21 protein-coding genes and 1 pseudogene are annotated in these 21542 nt (G+C 63.0%); 7 read left to right on the top strand and 15 right to left on the bottom strand.

The window, feature by feature from the left end:
- Positions 1-188 precede the first annotated feature (188 nt).
- A pseudogene (locus tag NKH06_RS09670) lies at positions 189-404 on the bottom strand (L-2-hydroxyglutarate oxidase); the annotation flags it as partial.
- 318 nt (positions 405-722) lie between these two features.
- Here NKH06_RS09670 and NKH06_RS09665 point away from each other — a divergent pair.
- Positions 723-2069, top strand: coding sequence for an NAD(P)/FAD-dependent oxidoreductase (locus tag NKH06_RS09665; protein ID WP_352752469.1), 1347 nt, complete (start codon positions 723-725; stop codon positions 2067-2069).
- Between the two features lie 57 nt (positions 2070-2126).
- Here NKH06_RS09665 and NKH06_RS09660 read toward each other — a convergent pair whose 3' ends face one another.
- The 6 genes from NKH06_RS09660 to NKH06_RS09635 form a co-directional block, all read right to left on the bottom strand.
- Complete coding sequence (locus NKH06_RS09660; protein ID WP_023809135.1) at positions 2127-3395, bottom strand: D-tagatose-bisphosphate aldolase, class II, non-catalytic subunit; 1269 nt, start codon at positions 3393-3395, stop codon at positions 2127-2129.
- Positions 3395-4381 carry a tagatose kinase gene (locus tag NKH06_RS09655; RefSeq protein ID WP_128302642.1) on the bottom strand — a complete coding sequence of 329 codons (987 nt, stop codon included), beginning with the start codon at positions 4379-4381 and terminating at the stop codon, positions 3395-3397. Before NKH06_RS09655 ends, NKH06_RS09660 begins: the two co-directional genes overlap by 1 nt.
- 155 nt (positions 4382-4536) lie before the next feature.
- A complete protein-coding gene (locus NKH06_RS09650) occupies positions 4537-5166 on the bottom strand; it encodes an HAD family hydrolase (protein WP_128302641.1) in 630 nt (209 codons plus the stop codon).
- The gene (locus tag NKH06_RS09645) at positions 5166-6686 is read right to left on the bottom strand and encodes an FGGY-family carbohydrate kinase (protein WP_352774192.1); all 1521 of its coding nucleotides are present in this window, start codon (positions 6684-6686) and stop codon (positions 5166-5168) included. The genes NKH06_RS09650 and NKH06_RS09645 overlap by 1 nt, the downstream gene beginning before the upstream one ends.
- 160 nt (positions 6687-6846) lie before the next feature.
- Positions 6847-7647, bottom strand: coding sequence for a BtpA/SgcQ family protein (locus tag NKH06_RS09640; RefSeq protein ID WP_023809131.1), 801 nt, complete (start codon positions 7645-7647; stop codon positions 6847-6849).
- 39 nt (positions 7648-7686) lie between these two features.
- A complete protein-coding gene (locus NKH06_RS09635) occupies positions 7687-8547 on the bottom strand; it encodes a DeoR/GlpR family DNA-binding transcription regulator (RefSeq protein WP_352609946.1) in 861 nt (286 codons plus the stop codon).
- Positions 8548-8712: 165 nt separating this feature from the next.
- Between NKH06_RS09635 and NKH06_RS09630 the strand changes: the two genes are divergently transcribed.
- The 6 genes from NKH06_RS09630 to NKH06_RS09605 all read left to right on the top strand — a co-directional run bounded on the left by NKH06_RS09630 (position 8713) and on the right by NKH06_RS09605 (position 14697).
- Positions 8713-9513, top strand: coding sequence for an SDR family NAD(P)-dependent oxidoreductase (locus tag NKH06_RS09630; protein ID WP_352892880.1), 801 nt, complete (start codon positions 8713-8715; stop codon positions 9511-9513).
- A gap of 176 nt (positions 9514-9689) precedes the next feature.
- Positions 9690-10865, top strand: coding sequence for an ABC transporter ATP-binding protein (locus NKH06_RS09625; RefSeq protein ID WP_352892851.1), 1176 nt, complete (start codon positions 9690-9692; stop codon positions 10863-10865).
- Positions 10862-11686, top strand: a complete 825-nt coding sequence (locus NKH06_RS09620) for a carbohydrate ABC transporter permease (protein ID WP_081734746.1) — start codon at positions 10862-10864, stop codon at positions 11684-11686. The genes NKH06_RS09625 and NKH06_RS09620 overlap by 4 nt, the downstream gene beginning before the upstream one ends.
- A 95-nt stretch (positions 11687-11781) precedes the next feature.
- The gene (locus tag NKH06_RS09615; RefSeq protein ID WP_081734745.1) at positions 11782-13077 is read left to right on the top strand and encodes an extracellular solute-binding protein; all 1296 of its coding nucleotides are present in this window, start codon (positions 11782-11784) and stop codon (positions 13075-13077) included.
- Between the two features lie 112 nt (positions 13078-13189).
- On the top strand, positions 13190-14104 hold the full coding sequence (locus NKH06_RS09610; RefSeq protein ID WP_127395315.1) for a carbohydrate ABC transporter permease: 915 nt from the start codon (positions 13190-13192) through the stop codon (positions 14102-14104).
- A 59-nt stretch (positions 14105-14163) separates the two neighbouring features.
- Positions 14164-14697 carry a hypothetical protein gene (locus NKH06_RS09605; RefSeq protein ID WP_352892850.1) on the top strand — a complete coding sequence of 178 codons (534 nt, stop codon included), beginning with the start codon at positions 14164-14166 and terminating at the stop codon, positions 14695-14697.
- 44 nt (positions 14698-14741) lie between these two features.
- Here NKH06_RS09605 and NKH06_RS09600 read toward each other — a convergent pair whose 3' ends face one another.
- The 8 genes from NKH06_RS09600 to NKH06_RS09565 form a co-directional block, all read right to left on the bottom strand.
- On the bottom strand, positions 14742-15311 hold the full coding sequence (locus NKH06_RS09600) for a hypothetical protein (RefSeq protein ID WP_352892848.1): 570 nt from the start codon (positions 15309-15311) through the stop codon (positions 14742-14744).
- Positions 15312-15331: 20 nt separating this feature from the next.
- Positions 15332-15922: a L,D-transpeptidase gene (locus NKH06_RS09595; protein WP_352892847.1), complete on the bottom strand. Its 591-nt coding sequence runs from the start codon at positions 15920-15922 to the stop codon at positions 15332-15334.
- Positions 15906-17069 (bottom strand): CpaE/TadZ family protein, encoded by a 1164-nt coding sequence (locus tag NKH06_RS09590; RefSeq protein ID WP_352892844.1) that lies wholly within the window; start codon positions 17067-17069, stop codon positions 15906-15908. The genes NKH06_RS09595 and NKH06_RS09590 overlap by 17 nt, the downstream gene beginning before the upstream one ends.
- Positions 17066-17665 (bottom strand): TadE family protein, encoded by a 600-nt coding sequence (locus tag NKH06_RS09585; RefSeq protein WP_352892842.1) that lies wholly within the window; start codon positions 17663-17665, stop codon positions 17066-17068. Before NKH06_RS09585 ends, NKH06_RS09590 begins: the two co-directional genes overlap by 4 nt.
- 46 nt (positions 17666-17711) lie before the next feature.
- The gene (locus NKH06_RS09580) at positions 17712-18284 is read right to left on the bottom strand and encodes a TadE/TadG family type IV pilus assembly protein (protein WP_352892841.1); all 573 of its coding nucleotides are present in this window, start codon (positions 18282-18284) and stop codon (positions 17712-17714) included.
- Complete coding sequence (locus tag NKH06_RS09575; RefSeq protein ID WP_352892839.1) at positions 18244-19716, bottom strand: pilus assembly protein TadG-related protein; 1473 nt, start codon at positions 19714-19716, stop codon at positions 18244-18246. The genes NKH06_RS09580 and NKH06_RS09575 overlap by 41 nt, the downstream gene beginning before the upstream one ends.
- A 71-nt stretch (positions 19717-19787) precedes the next feature.
- Positions 19788-20060 (bottom strand): hypothetical protein, encoded by a 273-nt coding sequence (locus NKH06_RS09570; protein WP_352892837.1) that lies wholly within the window; start codon positions 20058-20060, stop codon positions 19788-19790.
- A gap of 4 nt (positions 20061-20064) precedes the next feature.
- The gene (locus NKH06_RS09565) at positions 20065-21510 is read right to left on the bottom strand and encodes a type II and III secretion system protein family protein (protein ID WP_352892836.1); all 1446 of its coding nucleotides are present in this window, start codon (positions 21508-21510) and stop codon (positions 20065-20067) included.
- Positions 21511-21542 lie beyond the last annotated feature (32 nt).

Here is a 21542-nt window from a genome sequence, read left to right as displayed (position 1 = left end):
CGAGCGGCTATGGCCGGCAGGCCAAGTACCTTCTCGCCGGGAGCGGAATTGCTGGCCCGGTGGTGAGCGGATCTGGTTCTGACGCAAAAGCTGCGTTGCCCGCGGCCGGTGCCCCAATCCCTTTCTTGGCCAAGACGGATACTCCAGCGTTCAGCGGGCGTTGCGGCTCCATGCATACCGCCTCGTTTTCAGCAGCCCTGCATGAGGCGATCTCGAATCATCTCTGCAATCGGGATCGCCGAGGAGGCGGCGGGTGAAGGGGCGTTACAGACGTGCAGCATGCGGTCCGTTTGTGCGAACAGGAAATCATGGATGAGGGCACTGTCTTTGCGCACGGCTTGCGCGCGGATGCCTGCTTCGTGCGGGAGCAGGTCGGCGAGGCCGAGGCTCGGACAGTATTTCCGGCCAACAGCATCAGGCTGCAGCCGGGATATGTCTCAACCAGCCGCATGGCCGTCGCCAGGCCGACGATGCCGCCGCCGATAACGCAATAGTGGGGCACGCTTGCACAGTCGCCAGCCTTTGGCCGGCAGTTTCAAAACTCATTGTCCAGAGGGGCTTCCAGACCCGCGATCTGTCGCCGTCCTTGTCGGCAAGCAGTAGCTGACGATCAATCTCCTCGCGTGGTATCGACATTTCACGGCGGCCAGATATCGCTGCCCAGATCTCGCTGCCAGCGTGGACCGGATGTCGCCGCAGCATACCAAGAAGGACGGTGCTCTTTGACAATCTTCCCCTTCACCGAAGCCACCCCGATCCAGTTCCAGCAGCCCCTGCCGAAGACTTCGGACGTCGTGATCATCGGCGGCGGGGTCATTGGCGTGAGCACGGCACTGTTCCTGGCGCGACGGAACGTCTCGGTGACGCTGCTGGAAAAGGGCCGCATCGCCGCCGAGCAATCCTCGCGCAATTGGGGCTGGATCCGGCAGCAGGGCCGCGATGCCGACGAACTGCCGATCGTCATCGAAGCGCAGCGCCTCTGGCGGCAACTGGCGCAGGAATGTGGCGAGGACATAGGACTGAAGCAGACGGGCGTTACCTATCTTGCGCGGACAGACAAGGAGATGGCCGGTTTCGCGAAGTTTCTCGAGATTGCCCAGGCTCATGGCGTCGACACGCGTCTCCTCGACCAAGGTGAGTTGGCAAGCCTGATCCCGGCCATGTCGCGACCGTTCAAAGGCGCAATGATCACCCCATCGGACATGCGGGCGGAACCTTGGGTCGCGGTGCCCGCGCTTGCTCGCCTGGCGGCCCGCGAAGGTGTGACGATCATCGAGAATTGCGCGGCACGTATGCTCGACATCTCCGCGGGACGCATCAGTGGCGTCTGGACCGAGAAAGGGCGCATCGCGACCTCGAGCGTCGTCGTCGCCAGCGGCGCGTGGACGTCGCTCTTTCTGCGCGCCCACGGCATCTCGATTCCGCAGCTCAGCGTCAGGGCGACCGTCGCCGCGACAGCACCGATGCCGGAGATCCACGCCGGTGCCGCCGCGGATGAACGCATCGCTTTCCGGCGCAGGCAGGATGGCGGGTATACGCTCGCATCGGGAGGCAGCAGCCAACTCTACATAGGGCCGGACGCATTTCGCCATGCGGGCAAATATTTCAGCGCCCTGATGGCCAATCCCTTCGGCACGCGCTACCTGCCGGCCGCGCCGCGAGGATACCCGGATGGCTGGTCGACGCCGCGCAGATGGAACGCGGATGAAGAAAGCCCTTTCGAACGGATGCGGGTCCTCAATCCCGCTCCCGAGACGTCGGCGCTCCGCGCCATCGACCGCGGGTTCAGGGAGCTTTTCCCTCAGTTCACGACTGTACCGCTCAAGGCGAGCTGGGCGGGCATGATCGATGCGATGCCTGATGTCGTGCCCATCGTCGATCGCGCCGCTGCGATCCCGGGTCTCGTTATAGCGACCGGGATGAGCGGCCACGGCTTCGGCATCGGACCCGGCATCGGCCGTGTGTTGTCCGACCTCGTCCAAGGCAACGAGACTGGGCACAACCTCTATAGGTTCCGTCAATCCCGTTTCAGCGACGGCAGTCCGATCCGATTGGGGCCATCGCTGTAAGCGTTCCTGCCGCCCGCCAGCCCATCCGCTCTGGCCTTGAAGGACCGGACGAGGATCTCAGGTGCCGCATGCCCGGGCGTAGGCCTCGATGCTCCGCCGGACGTGACCGATCGCGATCTCCTCGACGTCGCAGGCGCGGTCAGCCCATGTGACTGCAGAAGGCAGGTGCTGGAGAAACAGCATCACCGGCACCTTGCGGCCGTTCAACGTATCGAAGAGACGGTTGCAGGCGGCACGGGCTTGCGGGATCGCCCAATAATATCGGATGCGATCGGAATAGGAGTAGTGGCGCAGCGTCCGCTTGTCGGCATCGCTTCCATGATAGTGGCTTGCCCAATTCTTGGGGGTGCCTTGCATCAGCTCTTCCATTGCGTGGTAAAGCGGCCGCTCGCCATAGTCAGGCACCAGGTCGGAAGCGATCAGGTCGAGCGAGTACAGCGCCTCGCGCAGCTTGAAGGTCAGCTCGGGTCCGACCTTGAGGACGGCGAAGCCGTCCTCGACGAGTTCACGCAACGGCCTCTCACCCTGATAGTCCGTCGAATGGGCTTCGAAAATGAGCGACGGCAATCTGTCGAGGGTTGCCGCCAGGTCGCGGGCCTTTGCCCGATCGTAGAAAATCACATTCTGGTTGCCGAACTCCACGCCCGGCTGCACCACAAGCCCGATGACGCGGGAAAATGCGCTTTCAAGCCCGGCGGTTTGGAATGCCTGGGCGTGAATGGCATGTGTCTGGCTAGCCGCCTCCGGACTGGTCGGGGTGATCGCATCCAAAGCGTGATCGGCGCCACCGGGCGGCGGCACCTCCGTCCCGATGATGTAGACCGGGCTTGCCCCGCCGCTCTGCGCTGCCGCCTGCTCCGCGACGCCCGCCAGCCTGGCCGCGCGCCCGGCCACCGTGTGGTCGTCTAGCGTCGCCGGTTCACCCGCGCAGCCCATCGAAGCATCGAGGTGGATCTTGCGGAAGCCGGCGCGGACATAGGCATCGACCATCGTCCCGGCCTGCGCCATCGCCTCCTCGGCGGGCCGGTCTTTCCAGGGATTAGGACCGAGATGATCCCCGCCAAGCACGATCAGCTCTTCCGGGCACCGCTCGGCTGCCGCGAGCGCTTCCACCATCGCCGCGAAATCGGCCGGCGTCATGCCCGTATAACCGCCCAGATGATTGACCTGATTGCACGTCGCCTCGATCAGCACGGTGGTGCCGGTTTCCCGGCCGTGGCGCAGTGCGGCTTTAAGCACCAGCGGGTGCGCCGAGCACACCGAGGTTACCCCGATTTTCTTCCCGTCTCTGTGCAGGGCCGGCAAATCTTCGATCGCCACACGCATCAATTTCTTCTCGCCGTTCTTGCCATGAAATCTTCCAGCTCGGCCGGCGTGCCGGCTCCCTCCATGGGACCGTGGCGTGTGACGTTGCGCGCCCCTGCCGCGTTGGCGAATTCGAGCGCCGTCTGCAGCGCCATGCCCAGCCGCCGGCATGCGACATAGGCTCCCCCGAAACAGTCGCCGGCGCCGGTGGGGTCCGTTTCCTCGACGATGAGGCCGGGGCAATCGGCGCGGGCTCCGGTGCTTTGACGGGCTGACGCGCCATGTTCGCCGCGCTTCACAGCGATCTCCTTGACCCCTCGTCTGAACAGCGCCTCGATCGCGCGTTCCTCCCCGTCCGTGCCGGCGGCCAGGAACAATTCATTGCCCGACGGCAGCAGCAGGTCCGCTTCGTCCACCAGACCGGCGAATTTCTCCTCGGTCTGGCCGTGCGCCAGCAATTCCTTGCGCAGGTTCGGATCGAGCGACATCGTGCCGCCGCGTGCCTTGATCAGCGGGATCGCGCGTTCGGTGATCGCCCAGGCTGCGGGACTTGCGAACACCGTTCCCATGACATGGATATGCCCGCAACGCGCGATCAGCGCCTCGACCTGCGGGGTCCATTCCAATCGAGCGGCGGCGGATTTGGCGATGTTGTAGACGAAATCGCGGCTTCCGTCCGTGCGGTAGCGAACAAAGGCGCTGCCCGTCGGATAATCCGGGGAAACAGCGATGGCGGAAGTGTCTACGCCGTCCCGCTTCAGGCGCTCCACGTTGACGACGCCGAAATCGTCGTCGCCGACCACGCCCACCATTGCGGCCGCTCCGCCCATACGTGCGCATTGATCGATGAAGATGGCGGGCGCGCCGCTCGGAAAGGGGCCAATGAGGTCGATAGGTTCCCGGAAGCCGGTGCCTGTCTGCCTCGCGACGATCTCTACCAGGATTTCTCCAATCGTCACGGTTGGCCCGAGCGAGTCCGCTGCAAGTGTTTGGGGGAGGTCGTTCATCAAGCGTCCATCCTGGTGTGGTGTCGTTTGCGGTTTCACGACGCCGAGGCGCAAGGGGGATTCCTACCGGTCGATGTGAATCGATCAGTTGCCATCACGCTACGATCCTGATGCATGGTCAAGCGCACACCTGGAAGGTAACGACGCGCAAACCCTCAGCCTGGAAACAGATCCAGGATCGACGACAGACGGTTGGTGCTGAGATCGACGTCGCCGAGCAGGCCGCCACTGGGGAGATAGCCAACCACGAACAGACCGGCGGCTCGTGCTGCCTTAGTGCCGGTGCGGCTGTCTTCCACGGCCACCACCGACCCTGGAGCTACGGCGAGCTGCCGGCAGGCCTCGCAATAGGGCGTGGGGTCGGGCTTGCCGGCCGACACGTCGTCGAGGCTGATTGTGAGACTCATATGATCGAGCACGCCGAGCGCATCGAGATTGGCATTGACGACTTGCCGGCCGGAATTCGAGACGCAGACCTGCGGGACGCCGCGGTCAGCCAGGGTCCGAATCGTCTCGACCGCCTCGGGGATTGGGACGGCGTTCGCCCGGTTCGCGACGTAGTGGGCATTGATAGCGGCGAGCCACTCCGCCTGGTCGAGCCCGACTGGGAGACGCGGACGCAGCATTGTCCAGACGTCGCCCATATGGATGCCGCGAAAGGCTTGGTCGGGCAGGTCGTCAAGATCGACGTTCCAGTTGCGGCAGCCGGCGAGGAGGGATTGATGATGCAACGGCTCGCTGTCGATCAGCGTTCCGTCGATGTCCCAGGCGACGGCGCGATACATCACGATGACGATCCCGCTCTGGTCGCGCCAGGAGCCGACAGGCGCGCATAAAGATCGCGATAGCGGCGATAGCCGTCGCGGTAGATGTCAGCCTTGCGCGGGTCGGGATCGAGCCGGTCGGCGAAGCTGACGAAACCGGAAACGCCCGACCAGTCGTCGGTTAGGCCGACGCCGATCGCCGCCGTCCAGGCAGCGCCGATGCAAGAGCCGGGGTGCCCGGTCAGGCGTTGGACCGGCTTTTGCAGGACATCCGCGACAATCTGCATCCAGACCTTGCTGCTTGAGCCGCCGTCGGAGGCGAGATAGCGCTCGGTCCGGTGGCCCATGTCGTTGAGCACCTCGACATGATGCGCGATGGCAAAGGCATAGGCCTCGAGCAAAGCGCGCCAGACATGGCCGATATCGTGCGACAGCGTCAGCCCATCGATCACGCCACGGGCCGCTGGATCATGGATCGGCGTCTTCTCGCCGAGGAAATAGGGCAGGATGATGAGGCCATCGGCACCGGCGGGACGCTCTGCCGCCAGCGCATCGAGCCGCTGGTGTACCGAACTACCCTCGGCCTGTGCCGCGACCATCTCGCCGCCGGCGAAATTGCGTACGAACCAGTTGAGGCCCGAGCCGCCGGTCGACATGCAGCCATTGGGCATGAACAGGCCCGGCACCAGATGGTAATCGAGATACATGCGCGGATCTGGCTTGATCTGATCGGTGGCGATCAGGATATCAACCGAGCCGCCGAATTTCAGGAGGACATCGCCTGCTTTGGCAACTCCGGCGCCGAGCGCGGAAGCGATCATGTCGGCCGCACCACCGACGACAGGTGTTCCCGCCATCAGGCCGGTCTCATCCGCGGCCTTTGCCGAGACGGAACCGAGGATCTCATGCGAGGCGATCTTTCGTGGCACGGCCGAGCGCGGTATGTGAGCGAGCGCCACCAGATCGTCGTCGATCCGGTGCGTCGAAACATCGACGAAGCCTGCCTCCAGCGCCCAGTTCTGCTCGACCGCACGTTCGCCGGTGAGGCGCCAGTTGATATAGTCATAGGAGCCGAAAACGGTGGCGATGCGGCTGAACACCTCCGGCTCGTGACGCTCTATCCAGCGCAGCTTTGCGGTGACGAGCTGTTGGTTGATGCCGTTGCCGGCCTTGGCGATGAAAGCCGCCTCATCGCATTCGGTCCGCAGTTCGGCCACTTCGGCGCCACAGCGGCCGTCGCTCTGCTGAATGCTTGGCCGCAGCACTTCGCCCTGGTCGTCCAGGAGAACCACCGCCGGCAGCATGCCGGTGGTGCCGACCGCCACGATCTCCTCGGCCTTGATGCCGCTGGTCCTGAGCAACTCCTGCACGATGTCGCGGACATTGATCCACCATTGCGCGGGATCTTCCTCGGCCCAGCCCGCATGCTCGGAATGCAGCGTGACGGGGCGCGAGGCGAGGCCCAGCACCTGATCGGGAAGCCGGATCAGAATGCCGATCGTCGAGGTGGTGCCGATATCGAGACCGAGAACGAACGCCATGTCGAATCCATTGAAATGCCGGGAAGGGCAGGCGGGCGAACCTGTCTGCCTCGTTGTGTCCCACTGCTCGATACCAGTCGATCATTCCGGACGCCGGCCCGCAACGATCGATATGATCACCGCGAGCCGGCGGTGGCCGGCATCGCCGTGGAAGCCGTCCTCAGCGCAAGGTGGCGACAACGTCCATGAAGCGCTTGACCCGATCGCCGTCGACGGCGTTCCAGGTATTGCCATCGATCTTGAAATGGGTGCCGATCACGACGCCGCTCGCCAGCGAAAGGACATCGCGGACATTGTCGATGTTCACGCCGGTGTTGGCGAAGACCGGCACGTCCTTGATCGTCTCGCAGACGCTGCGCAGGTGGGACTGGTCGGCCGGCTGGCCAGTGATCGGACCGGAAACGAGGATGGCGTCGGCCATCGACGAGAACACCGCGCTCTTGGCGCGCAATTCAATAGGACGCTGGTCGAGCGAGTGTGCGAACTCTGCATTGATGTTGAAGAGAAGCTTCATGTCGTCGCGGCCAAGATTGTGCCGCAGGCGCGAGGCGGCGGCGCAATCGGGCTCCCACAAGCCCATGTCGGAAGCGAACAGGCCGGTGAAGATCTCGCGCACGAAACGGGCTCCGGTGGCAGCCCCGATCGCGACGCTGGCGGTCGGATCCCAGAGATAATTGACGCCAAACGGCACTTTCAGTTCGGGCTTCACCGCCTGGACGATCGCAGTCATGGCGGCAATGCCTTCCGGCGGCGCCTTGAAGACATAGGGGCGGTCGTTCTCGTTGCCGAACATGATGGCATCGACGCCGCCGCTCTGCAGCTTGCGGATGTCGGAGAGTACGCCATCGATCAGCTTGTCGAGGCCGCCATCGGCATCATAGAGGGGCGTTCCCGGCAGGGCACCGATGTGGGCCATCGAGATGACAGCCTTCTTCTTGTCGCCGAAAAATTCAAATACCATCGAGTCGTCTCCTTGGGGATAAAGTGAGAATGTTGCGCCTCAGTCGCGCGTCAGTGGCGGCGCGATGCGCAGGTCGACCTTGGCCGCGGCGAGCGCCGCGGCGATCTTGGCCGGCGGCTCGGCATCGGTGATGAGGATATCGATGTCCGATAGTGGCGCTATCCGCACCAGCGACATGCGCAGGAATTTGGCGGAATCGCAGAGCACGATCTTGGTGCCTGAGCGTCTCAGATAGGCGCGCTTCATATCGGTATCATCGAAGGAATAGTCGAAAAGGCCGTCCGCCGTGATGCCGGAGACGCCGATCACGGCGACGTCGAACCACAGCGCCTCGAACTGGGCGATAGCCGCGGGTCCGCCGGTCGACATCTCGTCGGCTCGTACGCGGCCGCCGGCAACATAGACTTCGGGCATACCGCCGTTCAGCGCCGCCGCGATCCTGAGGCTGTTGGTGAACACCTTGGCGTGCGGAAGGTCCTTGAGGTGCTCGGCCATCAGATAGGTGGTGGTGCCGACATCCAATGCGATCGTGCGGTATCCCGAAACCAAGGCGGCCGCGGCGGCGGCAATCGCGGCCTTCGGGTCACGGCGCTGGCGCAAGCGCGAATCGAAACTCGGCTCCTCACTGTCCATGGCGACCAGCGGCGGGTTATCGGCCTCGATCGCGCCGCCATGGATTCGCACCAGCCTGCCCTCGCGTTCCAGTTCGACGAGATCGCGGCGGATCGTCATGTCGGAAACGGCGAGTTCGGCCGCTGCCGCGGCGACGGTGAGCGACCCCGTCCGGCGCAGGAAAGCGAGGATGCGGGCTTGTCGATCGTGCGCGAGAAGGCGCTGACGATCGGCATCGCGCGGTGCGCCATGCGTGGATGTCTCAGGAGCGGCGGTGTCGTCTGCCATCGATGTATCCGGTGGGTAAGCCGCTGACGAAGCGGTCTGCAGTTTTGACTCTATCGCATGATCAAACATTTTCAAACAAAAATATGTTTGCAGTGTTCGAATTTATTGGTATGCATCTCCATATCAACAGATCGCATTCCGCCACCAAGCAGAGAGAATACGACCATGCCGGCTGTCTCCGTCATTCCTCCAGTGCTTGCCGAACTCGCGGGCAAGCGTGCCTTCGTGACGGGCGGCGGCGCGGGGATCGGTCGCGCGATCGCGACCGCCCTGACGCGGCAGGGTGTCGCCGTGGCGATCGGCGATCTGGATCCCGACGCGGCGCGCAAGGCGGCCGAGGAGATTGGCGGCGGTGCCGTCGCCGTCACGGTCGATGTTCGCCGCCGCGATTCCGTCGAGGCGGCCTTTGCCGCTGTGCTGGAAGCGTTTGGCGGCTGCGACGTCCTGATCGCCAATGCCGGCGTGTCCACCATGCAGCATGCGCTGGATCTGACCGACGAGGAGTGGGACTTCAACTTCTCGGTCAATACGCGCGGGGTGTTCCTCGCAAATCAGATCGCTGGACGGCATTTTGTCAAGCAGGGCACGGGCTGTATCGTCAACACCGCCTCGCTTGCCGCGAAGGTCGGCGCGCCGCTCCTGGCGCATTATTCGGCATCCAAATTCGCCGTGCTCGGCTGGACGCAGGCCTTTGCCCGCGAGCTCGCGCCCAAGGGAATCCGCGTCAATGCCGTCTGTCCGGGGTTCGTCAAGACCGGCATGCAATCGCGCGAAGTCGAATGGGAGGCGCATCTGCGGCAGGTCACGCCCGAACGGGTGGTCGCCGACTATATCGCGCAGACCCCGCTCGGGCGGCTCGAACTGCCGGAGGATGTCGCCGACGTCGTCGTCTTCCTCTGCTCGGATCAAGCCCGCTTCATGACCGGCCAAGGGGTCAACGTGACCGGCGGCGTCTACATGACCTGACGGCTTTCTGGCGGCTGTGGCCGGATACTGATACGGGCACGCGCCATCCAAAAAAAGTGAACACATATGATCAGAAGGCAGGCTTTCAATGTTATATTTTGTTCTCTAAGATGACCGTTCGCTCGACTCCGGCCTTCGGCGTTCAGCCGGGTCAGACGGGTTCATGAGGAAAGTCTATGGCGTCTATCGAGCTCGATCGCGTTTCCAAGCTCTACGGCAATGGCAATTACGGGGTGCATGAGGTCGATCTCACCATTCCTGACGGTGAATTCGTGATCTTTCTCGGCCCGTCGGGATGCGGCAAGTCGACGACGCTGCGGATGATTGCCGGCCTGGAGAGTATCTCTTCCGGCGATCTCCGCATCGGTGGCAAGAGCGTCGCCAATGTCGCGCCGCGCGACCGCAACGTCGCGGTGGTTTTCCAGAGCTACGCGCTCTATCCGCATATGTCGGTGCGGCAGAATATGGCCTTCGGGCTGAAGATGCGCGGCACCGACGCAGCGGTCATCGATGCCAAGATTGCGGACGCCGCTAACCTGCTCGGGCTGCAGAATCTTCTCGGCCGCAAGCCGGCAGCGCTTTCGGGCGGCCAGCGGCAGCGTGTCGCGCTCGGTCGGGCGATCGTTCGCGAACCGGCGGCCTTCCTGCTTGACGAGCCGCTGTCCAACCTCGATGCGCAGCTGCGTGCAGAGATGCGGCTCGAACTCGTCAAGCTGCACCGGCGCCTTGGCCGCACCATCGTCCATGTCACGCATGACCAGGTCGAGGCCATGACCATGGGCGATCGCATATGCATCATGCGCGATGGTCGCCTGGTCCAGGCCGGCCGGCCGCTTGAAGTCTATGCCGACCCGGTCAACACCTTCGTCGCGCGCTTCCTGGCGACGCCGCCGATGAACCTCATTCCGGCCACGCTTCAGCCCGCACCTGGCGAAGGGCTCTCCGTCGTGACCGACAGTGGTGCCGTGCTTACCGTCCCCGCCCGCCACCGCAACGCCTATGGCGAGCGTGTCGGGCGCCGCGTCATTCTGGGCGTTCGAGCCGAAGATTTCCACGAACGCGCCGACAAGCCGGACTGGCAGAAGATTGCCGTACGGGTCGTGGCCGTCGAGGCTCTCGGCGCCGAGAACGTCCTGATCGGCCAGATCTCGGGTCAGGCCACCGGCAAGGATCATGCCCACCCCGCCGGAGACGACAAGCCGTTGGAGATCGCCGCCCGCCTGAGCCGTTATTTCACGGCGCCCGTCGGCTCGATCGTCGAGCTCTACATCGACCCGCTGCCAATGCACCTGTTTGATCCCGAGACCGAACTGGGCATCGCGCGGCCGAGCCTCATGGGGGCCACTCGATGATGGACAGAAACGAACGGCCTGCCTTTCGCCGCCGCTTCGGCCTGCATTTCGGGCTGATTGTCGTTTGCGCCATCGTGCTGCTGCCGCCGCTCTGGGTGCTGCGGACGAGCTTCGTGCCCGAGCAGCTATCCTACAGCAACGAGCTGATGCCGGCCTTTACGACGGACAATTATTCGGCGCTGCTGTCAGGTCGCTTCGGTCAGTCCTACCTCAACAGCCTGATCGTCGCGCTCGGCTCGGTTCTGCTCGCTTTGCCTTTCGCCGCCACCACCGGCTATGCCTTCGCCCGCTTCCGTACGGGCGGTCGTTGGGCGCGCTTTGCCGTTCTGGCGACGCAAATGCTGCCGCCCGTGGCGCTGGTGCTGCCGACCTTCACGCTGTTCCGAAGCCTGGAGCTCAGCAATTCGCTGACCGGGCTGATCATCGTTTATGCCGCGCTCAACCTGCCTTTCCTGACCTGGATCCTGATGGGCTTCTTCGAAGGCATTCCAGTCGATCTGGAGTGGGCGGCGATGACCGACGGCGCGACCGCCTGGGGCGCCTTCTGGCGCATTGTGCTGCCGGTGTCGATGCCCGGTATCGCGGCCGCCGGCGTGCTCGGTTTCATCCTGGCGTGGAATGAGTTTTTGTTTGCCCTGGTTTTGAGCGGGCCGAAGACGGCGACCATACCGGTTGCGCTCGCCGCGTTGCAGACCTCGAACGGCGTCCAGATCGCCAAGGTTTCTGCCGGCGTCGTGCTTGCCATCCTGCCGCTGGTCGTGGCTTCCCGCTTCATCCAGCGTTTCATCGTCCAGGGCTTGACGTTCGGCAGCGTGAAATAGGCCGGCCGCTCCGAGAGCCGACATGGCTCGCTAGCCGGTTAGGAAATCGTGGCGGGATCACCGCCGCGTCCAGAGGGAAAGAGGAGTAGAGAGTTATGACTTGGAACAAGCAGACCTTGATCAAAATGCTGATGACGGCCGTGAGCGGGGCAGCTGTTGTCAGCGCATCGCTTCCGGCCAGGGCGGCTGAGCCCATCACCTTGCACGCCTTGATGGAGGACGTGCCGGAAACCAAGATCATCGAAGCGCTGTTGCCCGAATTCGAGAAGCAGACCGGCATCAAGGTCGAGTTCGAGAAGATCGGCTATCCCGACATGCACGACAAGCTGGTGTCCCAGCTGACCGCGTCGCAGAGCTACTACAATGTGCTCGAGGTCGACTTCCTGTGGGCCGGCGAATTTCCGGCGGCCGGCTGGCTGGCCGACCTGAAACCCTTCGTCGAGAAATCCAAATACGATCTGAGCCCCTTCATTCCCTCGACGCTTGACCTGCTCGGCCGGACCAAGGACCAGCTGTTCCTGGTGCCCATGTACAACTACTCGATGGGCCTCCTCTACCGCACGGACCTGATCGGCGACGAGAAGCTCAAGGCCGCCTACAAGACGGCAACCGGCAAGGAGCTCGCTTTGCCGACGACGCTCGAAGACTATGTGACGATTTCCAAATTCATGAAGGCCAATGCCGGCGTCGCCGGAGCCGCGATGCAGGGCCAGCGCGGCGATCCCAACAGCATGGAATTCTCCAATTACCTGTTCTCCGCCGGCGGCAGCTATCTCAATGCCGACGGCAAGGCGAGCCTCGACACGGCAGAGGCCAAGAAGGCGCTCGATCTCTATGTCGACAACATCCAGCACGGCGCCCAGCAGGGTGCCGTGTCGGCGACGCTCGATGACACCATGCGCCTGATGTGCAGCGGTTCGGCCTTCAGCATGGTCACCTATTGGTGGATGCTGCCGCAGATGGACGATGCCGTGAAGTGTCCGACGGTCGCCGGCAAGGTCGGCCTGTCGGTGATGCCGGGTGGCCACGGCGAAAGCGGCGGTTGGGGCTGGGGCATTCCCAAGAACACGTCGCCGGAAGAGCAGGAAGCCGCCTGGACCTTCATACAGTGGGTGCAGAGCAAGGATGTTTCGGTGAAGCGCGCGCTCGAGGGCCACGCGCCCGTGCGCAGCGATGTTTATGCCGATGCGGCGGTGCTGGCGAAATATCCCTTCTACAAGACCGCCGAGGATGTGGTGGCGACGGGCAAGTCGTTCCCGATCTTCACCTATTCGGCGCAATACGAGGATCTGCTCGGTACCCAGCTCTCGCTGGCGGCTGGCGGCCAGGCGACATCGGACGCGGCGCTGAAGGCGGCTTCCGACGGCCTGCAGGGGCTCCTCGACAAATAGCGGTCCGGCTCGGCAAGGAGATCCGGCGCGGCGGTGTCAGCCGCGCCGGACTTGTCCAGACCCCGGATCTTGACGAGATCAGCAACGCCACCCCGACCAAGGCTCGGCTACGATGCACAATGCGATCAAAAAAGGATGGGCTGCCCGTGGCCGCGAGTGGCGGACCGGCTGGGCCTTTGCCTTGCCCGGCCTGCTGCTGCTGGCGATCGTGATGGGCTTTCCGCTGGCCTATGCCTGCATCCTCTCGATCTCCTCGATGACCTTGATCAAGCCGCAGCTTCTGCCGCTTGTCGGGTTCAAGAATTTCGCCTCGATGATCGGCGATGAGCTGTTCTGGAACGCGCTCTGGCTCACCGTGCGCTATTCGGCGGTGACGGTGGTCGGCGAATTCGTGATCGGGCTCGGCATCGCCCTGATGCTCAACCGGACGGTCCGGATGAAGCCGGTCTATTTCGCGGTTCTGACCATTCCCATGGCGATGTCGCCGATCAGCGTCGCCTTGATCTGGCGCATGCTGCTCCAGCCCAATCTCGGCATCGCCAATCATCTGATGGAAACGTTCGGCCTGCCGCGCCTCGACTGGCTCGGCACGCCAGGCATGGCGCTCTGGACGATGGCGGCGATCGACATCTGGCAGCAAATGTCCTTCGTCGTGCTGATCCTCGCCGCGGGGCTCGCCGCTCTGCCGCGAGATCCCTATGAGGCAGCTGAAGTGGATGGCGCACGCGGCTGGCAGCAATTCTTCTACATCACGCTGCCGATGCTTCGGCCGGTCGCGGCGATCACCATCATCATCCAGCTGATCAACGAGTTCCGGACCTACGATCTGCCCTATGTCCTGACCAAGGGCGGGCCAGGCAATGCGACCGAAGTGCTGAGCTTCTTTGCCTATCGCCGTGCCTTTCTCGGCCTTTCGCTCAACGAAGGCGCGGCGGCCGCGTTCGTGCTGCTGCTGATCGTCCTTCTGCTCACCGTGATCTTCTTCGCCGTCCTCGAACGCTCGCAATCGGGAGAGGGCCGGAAGTAGGCTGTTAAGCCTTGAGCAATCTATACGGCCTATCCTGGCTTGCAGATTGTCGAGGGAACATGAAACGCAAGCCGCTTCTGCTTTTCGCCTTTCCGTTTCTCATTCTGGCGGTCCTGGCAGGGGAGCGCGTGGCGACCTTGTTGCTGGGCACCTATCCAGCCAGCCCCACCGCATGGTGGCTATGGCTTGAACTGCGCCCTCTGTCGACGGTGCTTTGGCAGCAGGTCGATGTCTGGCTGGGTGGTTCCATGGCTGTCGACGCCGTCATTCTTGCCGCGGCAGCGATCGTCTGCTGGGTGGCGTGCCACACCAAAAAGTCGGCATTCTCGTTCCTCGCCAACCACGTCGCCTTGATTTTCGCTGGCCTGATGATCGCCGTCGGCAGCCATTCGGAAACGGCGAGCACGATTGCCGAATTCACGTCGCCCAAGGGTCTTCCGTATTCGCTGGCCGTCGATTTCACCTTGAAGAACAGCCTGGTGCTGCTTTTGGGCATCGTGGCCTGTGCCTACTGCCACATCGCCTTCCTCACTGAGGCGCGGGAGCGGTCCGTCCGGTCCATCCGCATCCTGGCGCTGCAGCGCGATCTCTAGACCGTTCGCTACCTGTACCCTGCACGATCTGGGCTCTATGGCGTCTAGTTGATCCGGCGGTAATAGACCTTGCCGTCGGGCTGCTGGATGCGCTGGTAGTTGGAGCTCGGGGCAGGCGGCGACGCCGACGCGATTCTCCTCCTGGGTGCGGGCGCTTCGATGACGCCGGGCTCGCTCGCGCTCTCGCCGTCGAGGGCTTCGGGTGCTTGCGCCAGCGTGCTGGTGGCGATCTCGGATGGTTCTTCCGTACCCGGCATGGCCTCGCCGCCGGCGACCGGCATAGTCTGCCCCAGCCGGGCAATGCTGGCATCGATCTCGTTGAAGCTGCCTTGCAGCTGGCTGTCCAGTTTCTCGAACCGGCTCTGAAAACCGTTGTTGACCGTGTCGAGCCGGGCCGCGATCCGCTGCTCGAACGCGCCGAGCTGCTCCAGCCGCGCTTCGACGAAACGCAGGTCGCTCATGCCCCGATAGAGATAGACCGCGGCCGCCATGTTGACCGCGGTGATCAGAAGCGCGCCACCGGCGACGATGACGCCGATCGTCTTTGCCTTGCTGGGTTTCTCGGTGGCAGCCGGTTCGCGCTGTTCCTGGTTTCCGATATCGATCGCCGGCATGTCCGGTTCGCTGATCATCGTCATTGGACCACCACCTTTGCGCCGACCGCGACGCGTTTGAAAAGATCGATCACATCCGTGTTGGTGAGACGAAAACAACCCGATGTCCCGTCGAAGCCGACACCCGACGGGTCGTTGGTGCCGTGTATGCGGTAGAGCGTGTCGCGCCCGTCCCGCGACAGGTAGAGCGCCCTTGCGCCGAGCGGATTGTAGGGGCCGGCGGGCACCATTTTCGGCAGCTCCGGCTGGCGGGCCCGCATTTCCTGCGGCGGGCGCCACTCCGGCCATTCGGTCTTCGCCCCGACCTTGACGACGCCCGTCCAGCCGAACCCGTCGCGCCCGACGCTGATCTGGTAGCGCAGCGCCTGGCCCTGGCGGGTCACCAGGTAAAGCGCCTTCTCGTCCTTGCGGATGACGATCGTGCCCGGCTGCTCGGCGGTTCTAAAGGCAACGGCCTTGCGCAGGCTGGGCCCCATCGCCGGCAGCGGGGGCCGCTCCGAAAGCGCTGATCGCGCCTCGGCGAAGTCGTGGACGGACAGCGCCAGCGCCATGCCGAGCACGCAGGCGCCGGCGAGCTTTGGGGCGATCCGGTATCTATCGGGCAGCGTCATCGAGCCGCTCTTTGAACATCCGCTTCAGATCCTTGTTGAAGCGCGCCCGTCCATCCACTTCGGAAGGCGGGATGGCCCTGTTCAGCGCATCGGTCAGAAGCGCGTTGTCGAGCGCGACCGACTTGATGTGCGGCGCCTTGAAGATCTTCTCGAGCTCGCTGCGCGAAAAATGGTTCCCGAACCATTTGCGCTTGTGCTTGTTGGCGACAAGCGTGATCGAGACCGCATTGCCGCGCAGCTCGCGGATCTTCTTGTAGAGCCGCTTGCCTTGCCGCAGCGACGCGACATTGAGTTCGAAGACGATGAAGATCTCGTCGCTCGTCGACAGCACGGAATCGTGCCAGGGCGTTTCGAGATTGGGCAGGTCGATGACGATGTCGTCGAAGCGGTAGGCGACGAGGTCGAGCAGCCGGAAGACGAAATCGCTGCCATGCGGCTCGAACGGCAGTTGCGGCCGCTCGAACGCGTAGAGGGTGAGGCCGGACGGGCGCGACAGCTTGATGACGTCCATCAGCTCGACATCGAGCCGCTCCGGCTGGCCGATGATGCCGGCAAGGTCGAACTGGTTGAACAGATTGAGATAGGCACCGCAATTGGCGCTCTGGAAATCCAGGTCGACGAGGCAGGTGGAAGCCGCGCGCTCAGCCGATTTCGAAGCCAGGAATTCGGCCGCCGACAGCGCCAGCGTCGTGGCGCCCGCGCCGCCGCTGGCGCTGATGAAGGTGATGATCCGGCTCTTCGTTCCCTGGTTGCCGGTGTCGTGGAAGGTCACCGCATTGAGCAGCTCCTTGCCGTCGAGCGGCTTGTGCAGCCAGTCCGAGGCGTTCATGCGAACCAAAACGCGCGTCTGCTCCGACGTCAGCTCGTCGGAAACCGCGATCAGGGGAACGCTGGCCCACAGCGCGCGCGCCTCGACGATGCCCGGCCTGCCGAGCAACTCGCCATTGCCCAGATCGAGGATGACGATGCCCGGGCGCGTGTCCGCCGGCGGCCCCTTGAGAAAGTCGCTCGTCTCGGAAACCCTGACGTCATAGATCGCCAGCGCATCGAGCCGCGTCGCCACATCGCGCTTGAAATTCGGATCCGACGAGAACAGCGACACCTGCTTTCGCTTGGTCGGTGTAACCTTGGTGTTGATGGCATTCATGGCCAGGTACTTTTCATGTCTTCGCCCGTGACCGTGCTTAGCATGGAGGGCATGGTGACGTTTCCGAACCCGAGCAGTCCGCCCAGAAAGAAGAACTGGAAGGTCACATTCTGCAACCTGACCGTGATTGTCGGCACTGATCCGCCCGGGCGGGTTTGGTAGCCCAGCCCAGTGGCCGCGTATCTGACGACTACGTTGGCGGGCTGGAGCAGTGGGAAGAAATGACACATGCCCGGCCGTTGCCCCGCGGCAAGCGCCGGGCAGGTGCCGACGCCGGTCGCGTCGCCGCGAAAAATGCGATTGAAATTGGCGGGAGTGAAAGTTGCGGCCACGCAACCAGCGCCGGCGCAAGTGCATGCGCTCGTGGCGCCATTGCACGTATAATCGTAGTTGCCTAACGGGATCGGATCGCCTGGCGTCGTCGCGGTTCCTGCTGCCGCAATCCCCGGCGCAATCGGGGCTGAAATCGAAGCCATGCGCGCACCGACCTGGACGGCCTTGGTCGCGCCATTCCATTGATACCAAGCGTATCCAAAATCCACGAAGCCGAGAGTCAGCGTCAGAAGCAGGATCATGCAGATGGTGGCTTCCACCATTGCGGCGCCAGCCTCATCATTTCTGAATTGGGCTAACGGGCGCATCTCACCACCCGATGTAGCGTTCTTCGTGGGCTGCGGAAAAGGTGATGGGCCCCAGGCCGAGAACGGAGAGCAGTGAAGCGCCGGTATATGTGAAAGAGGTCTCGAGCCGCACAGCCCGTACTGAGGTTGTCGTGCTGTGGTAGTTCGCCAAGCCAGTATTTGGGTCGACGGTCACAGGAATTACGAGGTGATTGAGATCGACGGTGATCGCCGCCGGCAGCCAACCGGTGACCCGGCTTGCAACATTGCAATCTCCACTACAATTGTACGATCCTGTGGAAGCGATGTTTTGCGCGTAGGTGACGCAGTTGAGCGCCGTGTTGAACGTCTGATTGCAGCGTGCGGCGTAGCGCGCCCCATCATTGAGACCGGCTTCGATCAGGAGCTTCTGATGGAGAAGATTCCCGAACTCGAAGACGCCGGCCGAAAGACTGATCATCAGTGGCGTAATCAATGTCATTTCGACGAGAACCGCGCCTCTCTCCTCGCGACCAAACCTGCGAAAAATCGATCCGAGTCCCATCAACACCACATCACCTGTAAAGCTGCGGTTCGTCGCGCACGAAATTGTCAAGCGTTCCCTGTCCCCCTGCGGCGATATCGACTAGCTCGACCATGACTGAGGCATCGTCCGATGCCGATAAGACGGGCTCAGTCAGGAAGAAGCTGGCAAACGATTCGACGGGGAGGTTCTCGCTATGGCCTGACAGATCATTGCCCAATGCAGAAAGGGCTTGGCAGTTGAGAATTGCACCATAAATCAGGCGGCGATCGACCGTTGTTACCGGGTTCTGACATTGGGAGGGCGGCGTTCCCCTCTCCCCACCAGTAGAGGCTGTCCCAACGAGGCCTGCCGAAATCTCGTAGCGATAGGCCTCATAGCGAGTTGGCTTGGTCGTCGCCCATGCGCTCGGCTTCACTGTCGTCCCGAAGTTGGTACTCCAGTAGGTATCCAGATCCCAGTCCCCGTTGCCTAACCGAGGGGTGACCTGGCCACGGTCTCGCGGCAGGCCCATTGTCCCAGCTAGGTTGAAGGTCAACTGATTGAAGCTGGGGCATTGGTTCGCACTCCCCTGAGTCTTTTTCGCACCCTTTCGCACGTTGGCAGCAGGGCCATATTCGGGTGTGTTGAAGTGACCGCCAGTCGTTTTTATACCAAACCGAACGTTGAAGGCGTCCTGTACTGGCCCCGCGTTTTGACCAGTTTTGGTAGTCACGTTGTTGTTTCCATAGCAACCGATCGGATTTGAAGTCGCAATGGTTTGGGCTAGCGCCTGCGCACCGTTGCCTATGCCTTGGGGGGGCTCTAGGAAACCGAAATTGCCCGGTCCGGCGGCGGCGCCATTCCCAACTTTCCGGAGTTCGATCAGTCGGCGGCGCAGGTTCGGATCGGCTGCTGCCTGCTGCAGGGTTACGCCGCCCGGTGCCAATTCGTATGGGTTGCACATAAATACTGGGGTGAAGTGGCAGACGGCACTCTTGAACCCTGCGACCGAAACGGCACCGATATTGAAGCCGTTAACGGCGCTACCCACAAAACTGGCGGGGAACATTGCCGCGAAGCCAATTGGCGTCACAGTGACCTCAACGAATTTGGCTTCGTCAGCATCGTTTTCCTCGTCGGTGACCACGTTCGCGGCAACGATTGGGCTGCTGTCATCAGCCGGGATTGAGCGGAGATATCGCCTCGTGACGCCTGCCGCCTCCAGTTCTTTGGCCCCAGGCGGATCGCCAGTAGCTGGCTGAGCGAAACGGTAGGTGTTGAAGACAAGCGTAGCAAGGGCGTTGTCGCTGCGGGTGATCGCGTCCGACTTGCCGTCAAGCTCTGCTGCAGCCGCGAGCGCGAAGGAATCGGCGCCCTTCTGAAGGTCATTGTGCAGACTGTTGGCGCGGGACATATCGATGACCAGCAGAGCAAAACCGATGATCACCGGCAGCATGATGGCGACGAGGATCATCGCTACGCCCCGTTGATCGTTCCAGAAGGCACGAACGGTCCCCAACATGACCTTACTCTCTTTCACCTCGCGCCAGGGCACCTCGCATGCCCGGCGCCCTCCGCATCCTTCCGTTCAATTCACTGCGTCACACCCGATCCGCCGACATTGACCGTGATCGCCGGCGGCGGTGGCGGTGGCGGCGGAAATTTGTAGTTACGCGCGACAAGTGCGGCGCGCGTCCCGTCGCCTTCGATATGAGTGTTTCGGGATGCCGGATTGAGCGGGTCGACCGTCTGCAGCAGCGAATTGAATTTCTGCGTGTCGCCGGCGGCCAGGGTCACTGAGTCATAGTGGTTCAGATAGTCCGCGGCGCAGCCCGACAGCGCGCCGGTGCACAGAATGAGGATCAAGGCGCTATTTCTTGACATAGAGCATCTTGTCCTTCGATTTGAAGTCGAGCATGTGGCCATAGGGGCCGGTGACGCCTTCGCCCAGTTCATATTTGCGGACCATGTCCTTGGTCACTTCCAGCTGGCCGAGCACGAAGAATTCCGGATCGTTGGCAGGCCGGGTCTTGTCGAACGGCGTCGCCAGTTGCTCGCCGGGCTTCACCGGCCGCACGATGTGCGGCGTGACGATGACGACCAGTTCGGTCTCTTCCTTCTGGTTGCTCGAACTGCGAAACAGCGTCCCGATCACAGGCACCTGGCCGAGCCAAGGCACCTGGTCCTGCAGCTTGGTCGTCTTGCTCGAAAGAAGCCCCCCGACCGCGAAGCTCTGGCCGTCGCGCAACTCGACGACGGTCGACAGTTTGCGATTGGTGAAGATCGGGTCGCCGGCGGTGGTGAAGCCGGTCAGGTCGCTCACCTCCGGCGCCAGCTTCATATGGATCTTGCCGTCGTCGAGTACGACCGGCGTGAACAGCAGATTGACGCCGAATTGCTTGTACACGATGCTTATCTCGCCATCTTTGTCGAGAGTGCGGATAGGCACTTCCCCGCCGGCGTTGAAGCTGGCCTGTTCGCCGGAAAGCGTGGTGAGGTTGGGGTTCGCGAGCATGCGGACCGCGCCTTTGGACTCGAGCGCCTCGATGATCAGATCCACCTTGATGTTGCTGTCGATGACGCGCGTGATCAGCGCTCCGAAGGGAGCCGAGTTGGACAGGAGGCCGCTGAGCAGACCGCCCGGTCCGAGCACGACACCGTCTTCGTCGACGGCAGCAACACCGGTACCGGTACGGGTCGTGCCATCGCCGTTCCTGCTCTTGATCGACACGCCGAGATCGCGGCCGGTGTTGCGTTTGGCTTCGAGCACGCGCACTTCGAGATTGACCTGCTGGCTGTCGTCGACGATGACGGAATTGATGATGGCGTCAGGACCGTATTGCTGGGCCACCTCCACGATCGCTGCCAGCGTGGCCCCGTCCTTGACATGACCGCCAAGCCTGACCCGGCCATTGACCGAGCCGACTTCGATGCGCGACTTTGGCGCCACCTGGCGGATCGCCTGCGCCATGTCGCTGACATCGACGCCGACCTCGATCTGGAGGGCGCCGAGCGAGCGCTTGTCCGTCGAGAACAGGTTGACCGTGGTGGTGCCGGCGCCCTTGCCGATGACATAGAGCGTGCGGTCGGTCATCGGCTGGGCATCGGCGATCTTCTCGTCGCCGACGACGATATCGCCCAGATTGGCACTCACCTGGATCGTTACCGATTGCGACATCGGCAGGAAGATCCGATGGACGCTGGGGGTCGACACGTCGATGAAACGGTCAGCCGCATCGGCCGCCAGGCTCGACAGCAACAGCGTCGCCATACAGGCCAACACGGCCGCCACCATTCTCACCCAAACCCCCTGCATCCCCGTCTCCCAAACTCGCTGCCCGTGGCAGC

The organism is Mesorhizobium sp. M1342 (assembly GCF_040317955.1).
Classification (GTDB): Bacteria; Pseudomonadota; Alphaproteobacteria; order Rhizobiales; family Rhizobiaceae; genus Mesorhizobium.
Note: the sequence above shows the minus strand (reverse complement) of the source record. Positions and strands in the feature narration are given on the sequence as shown.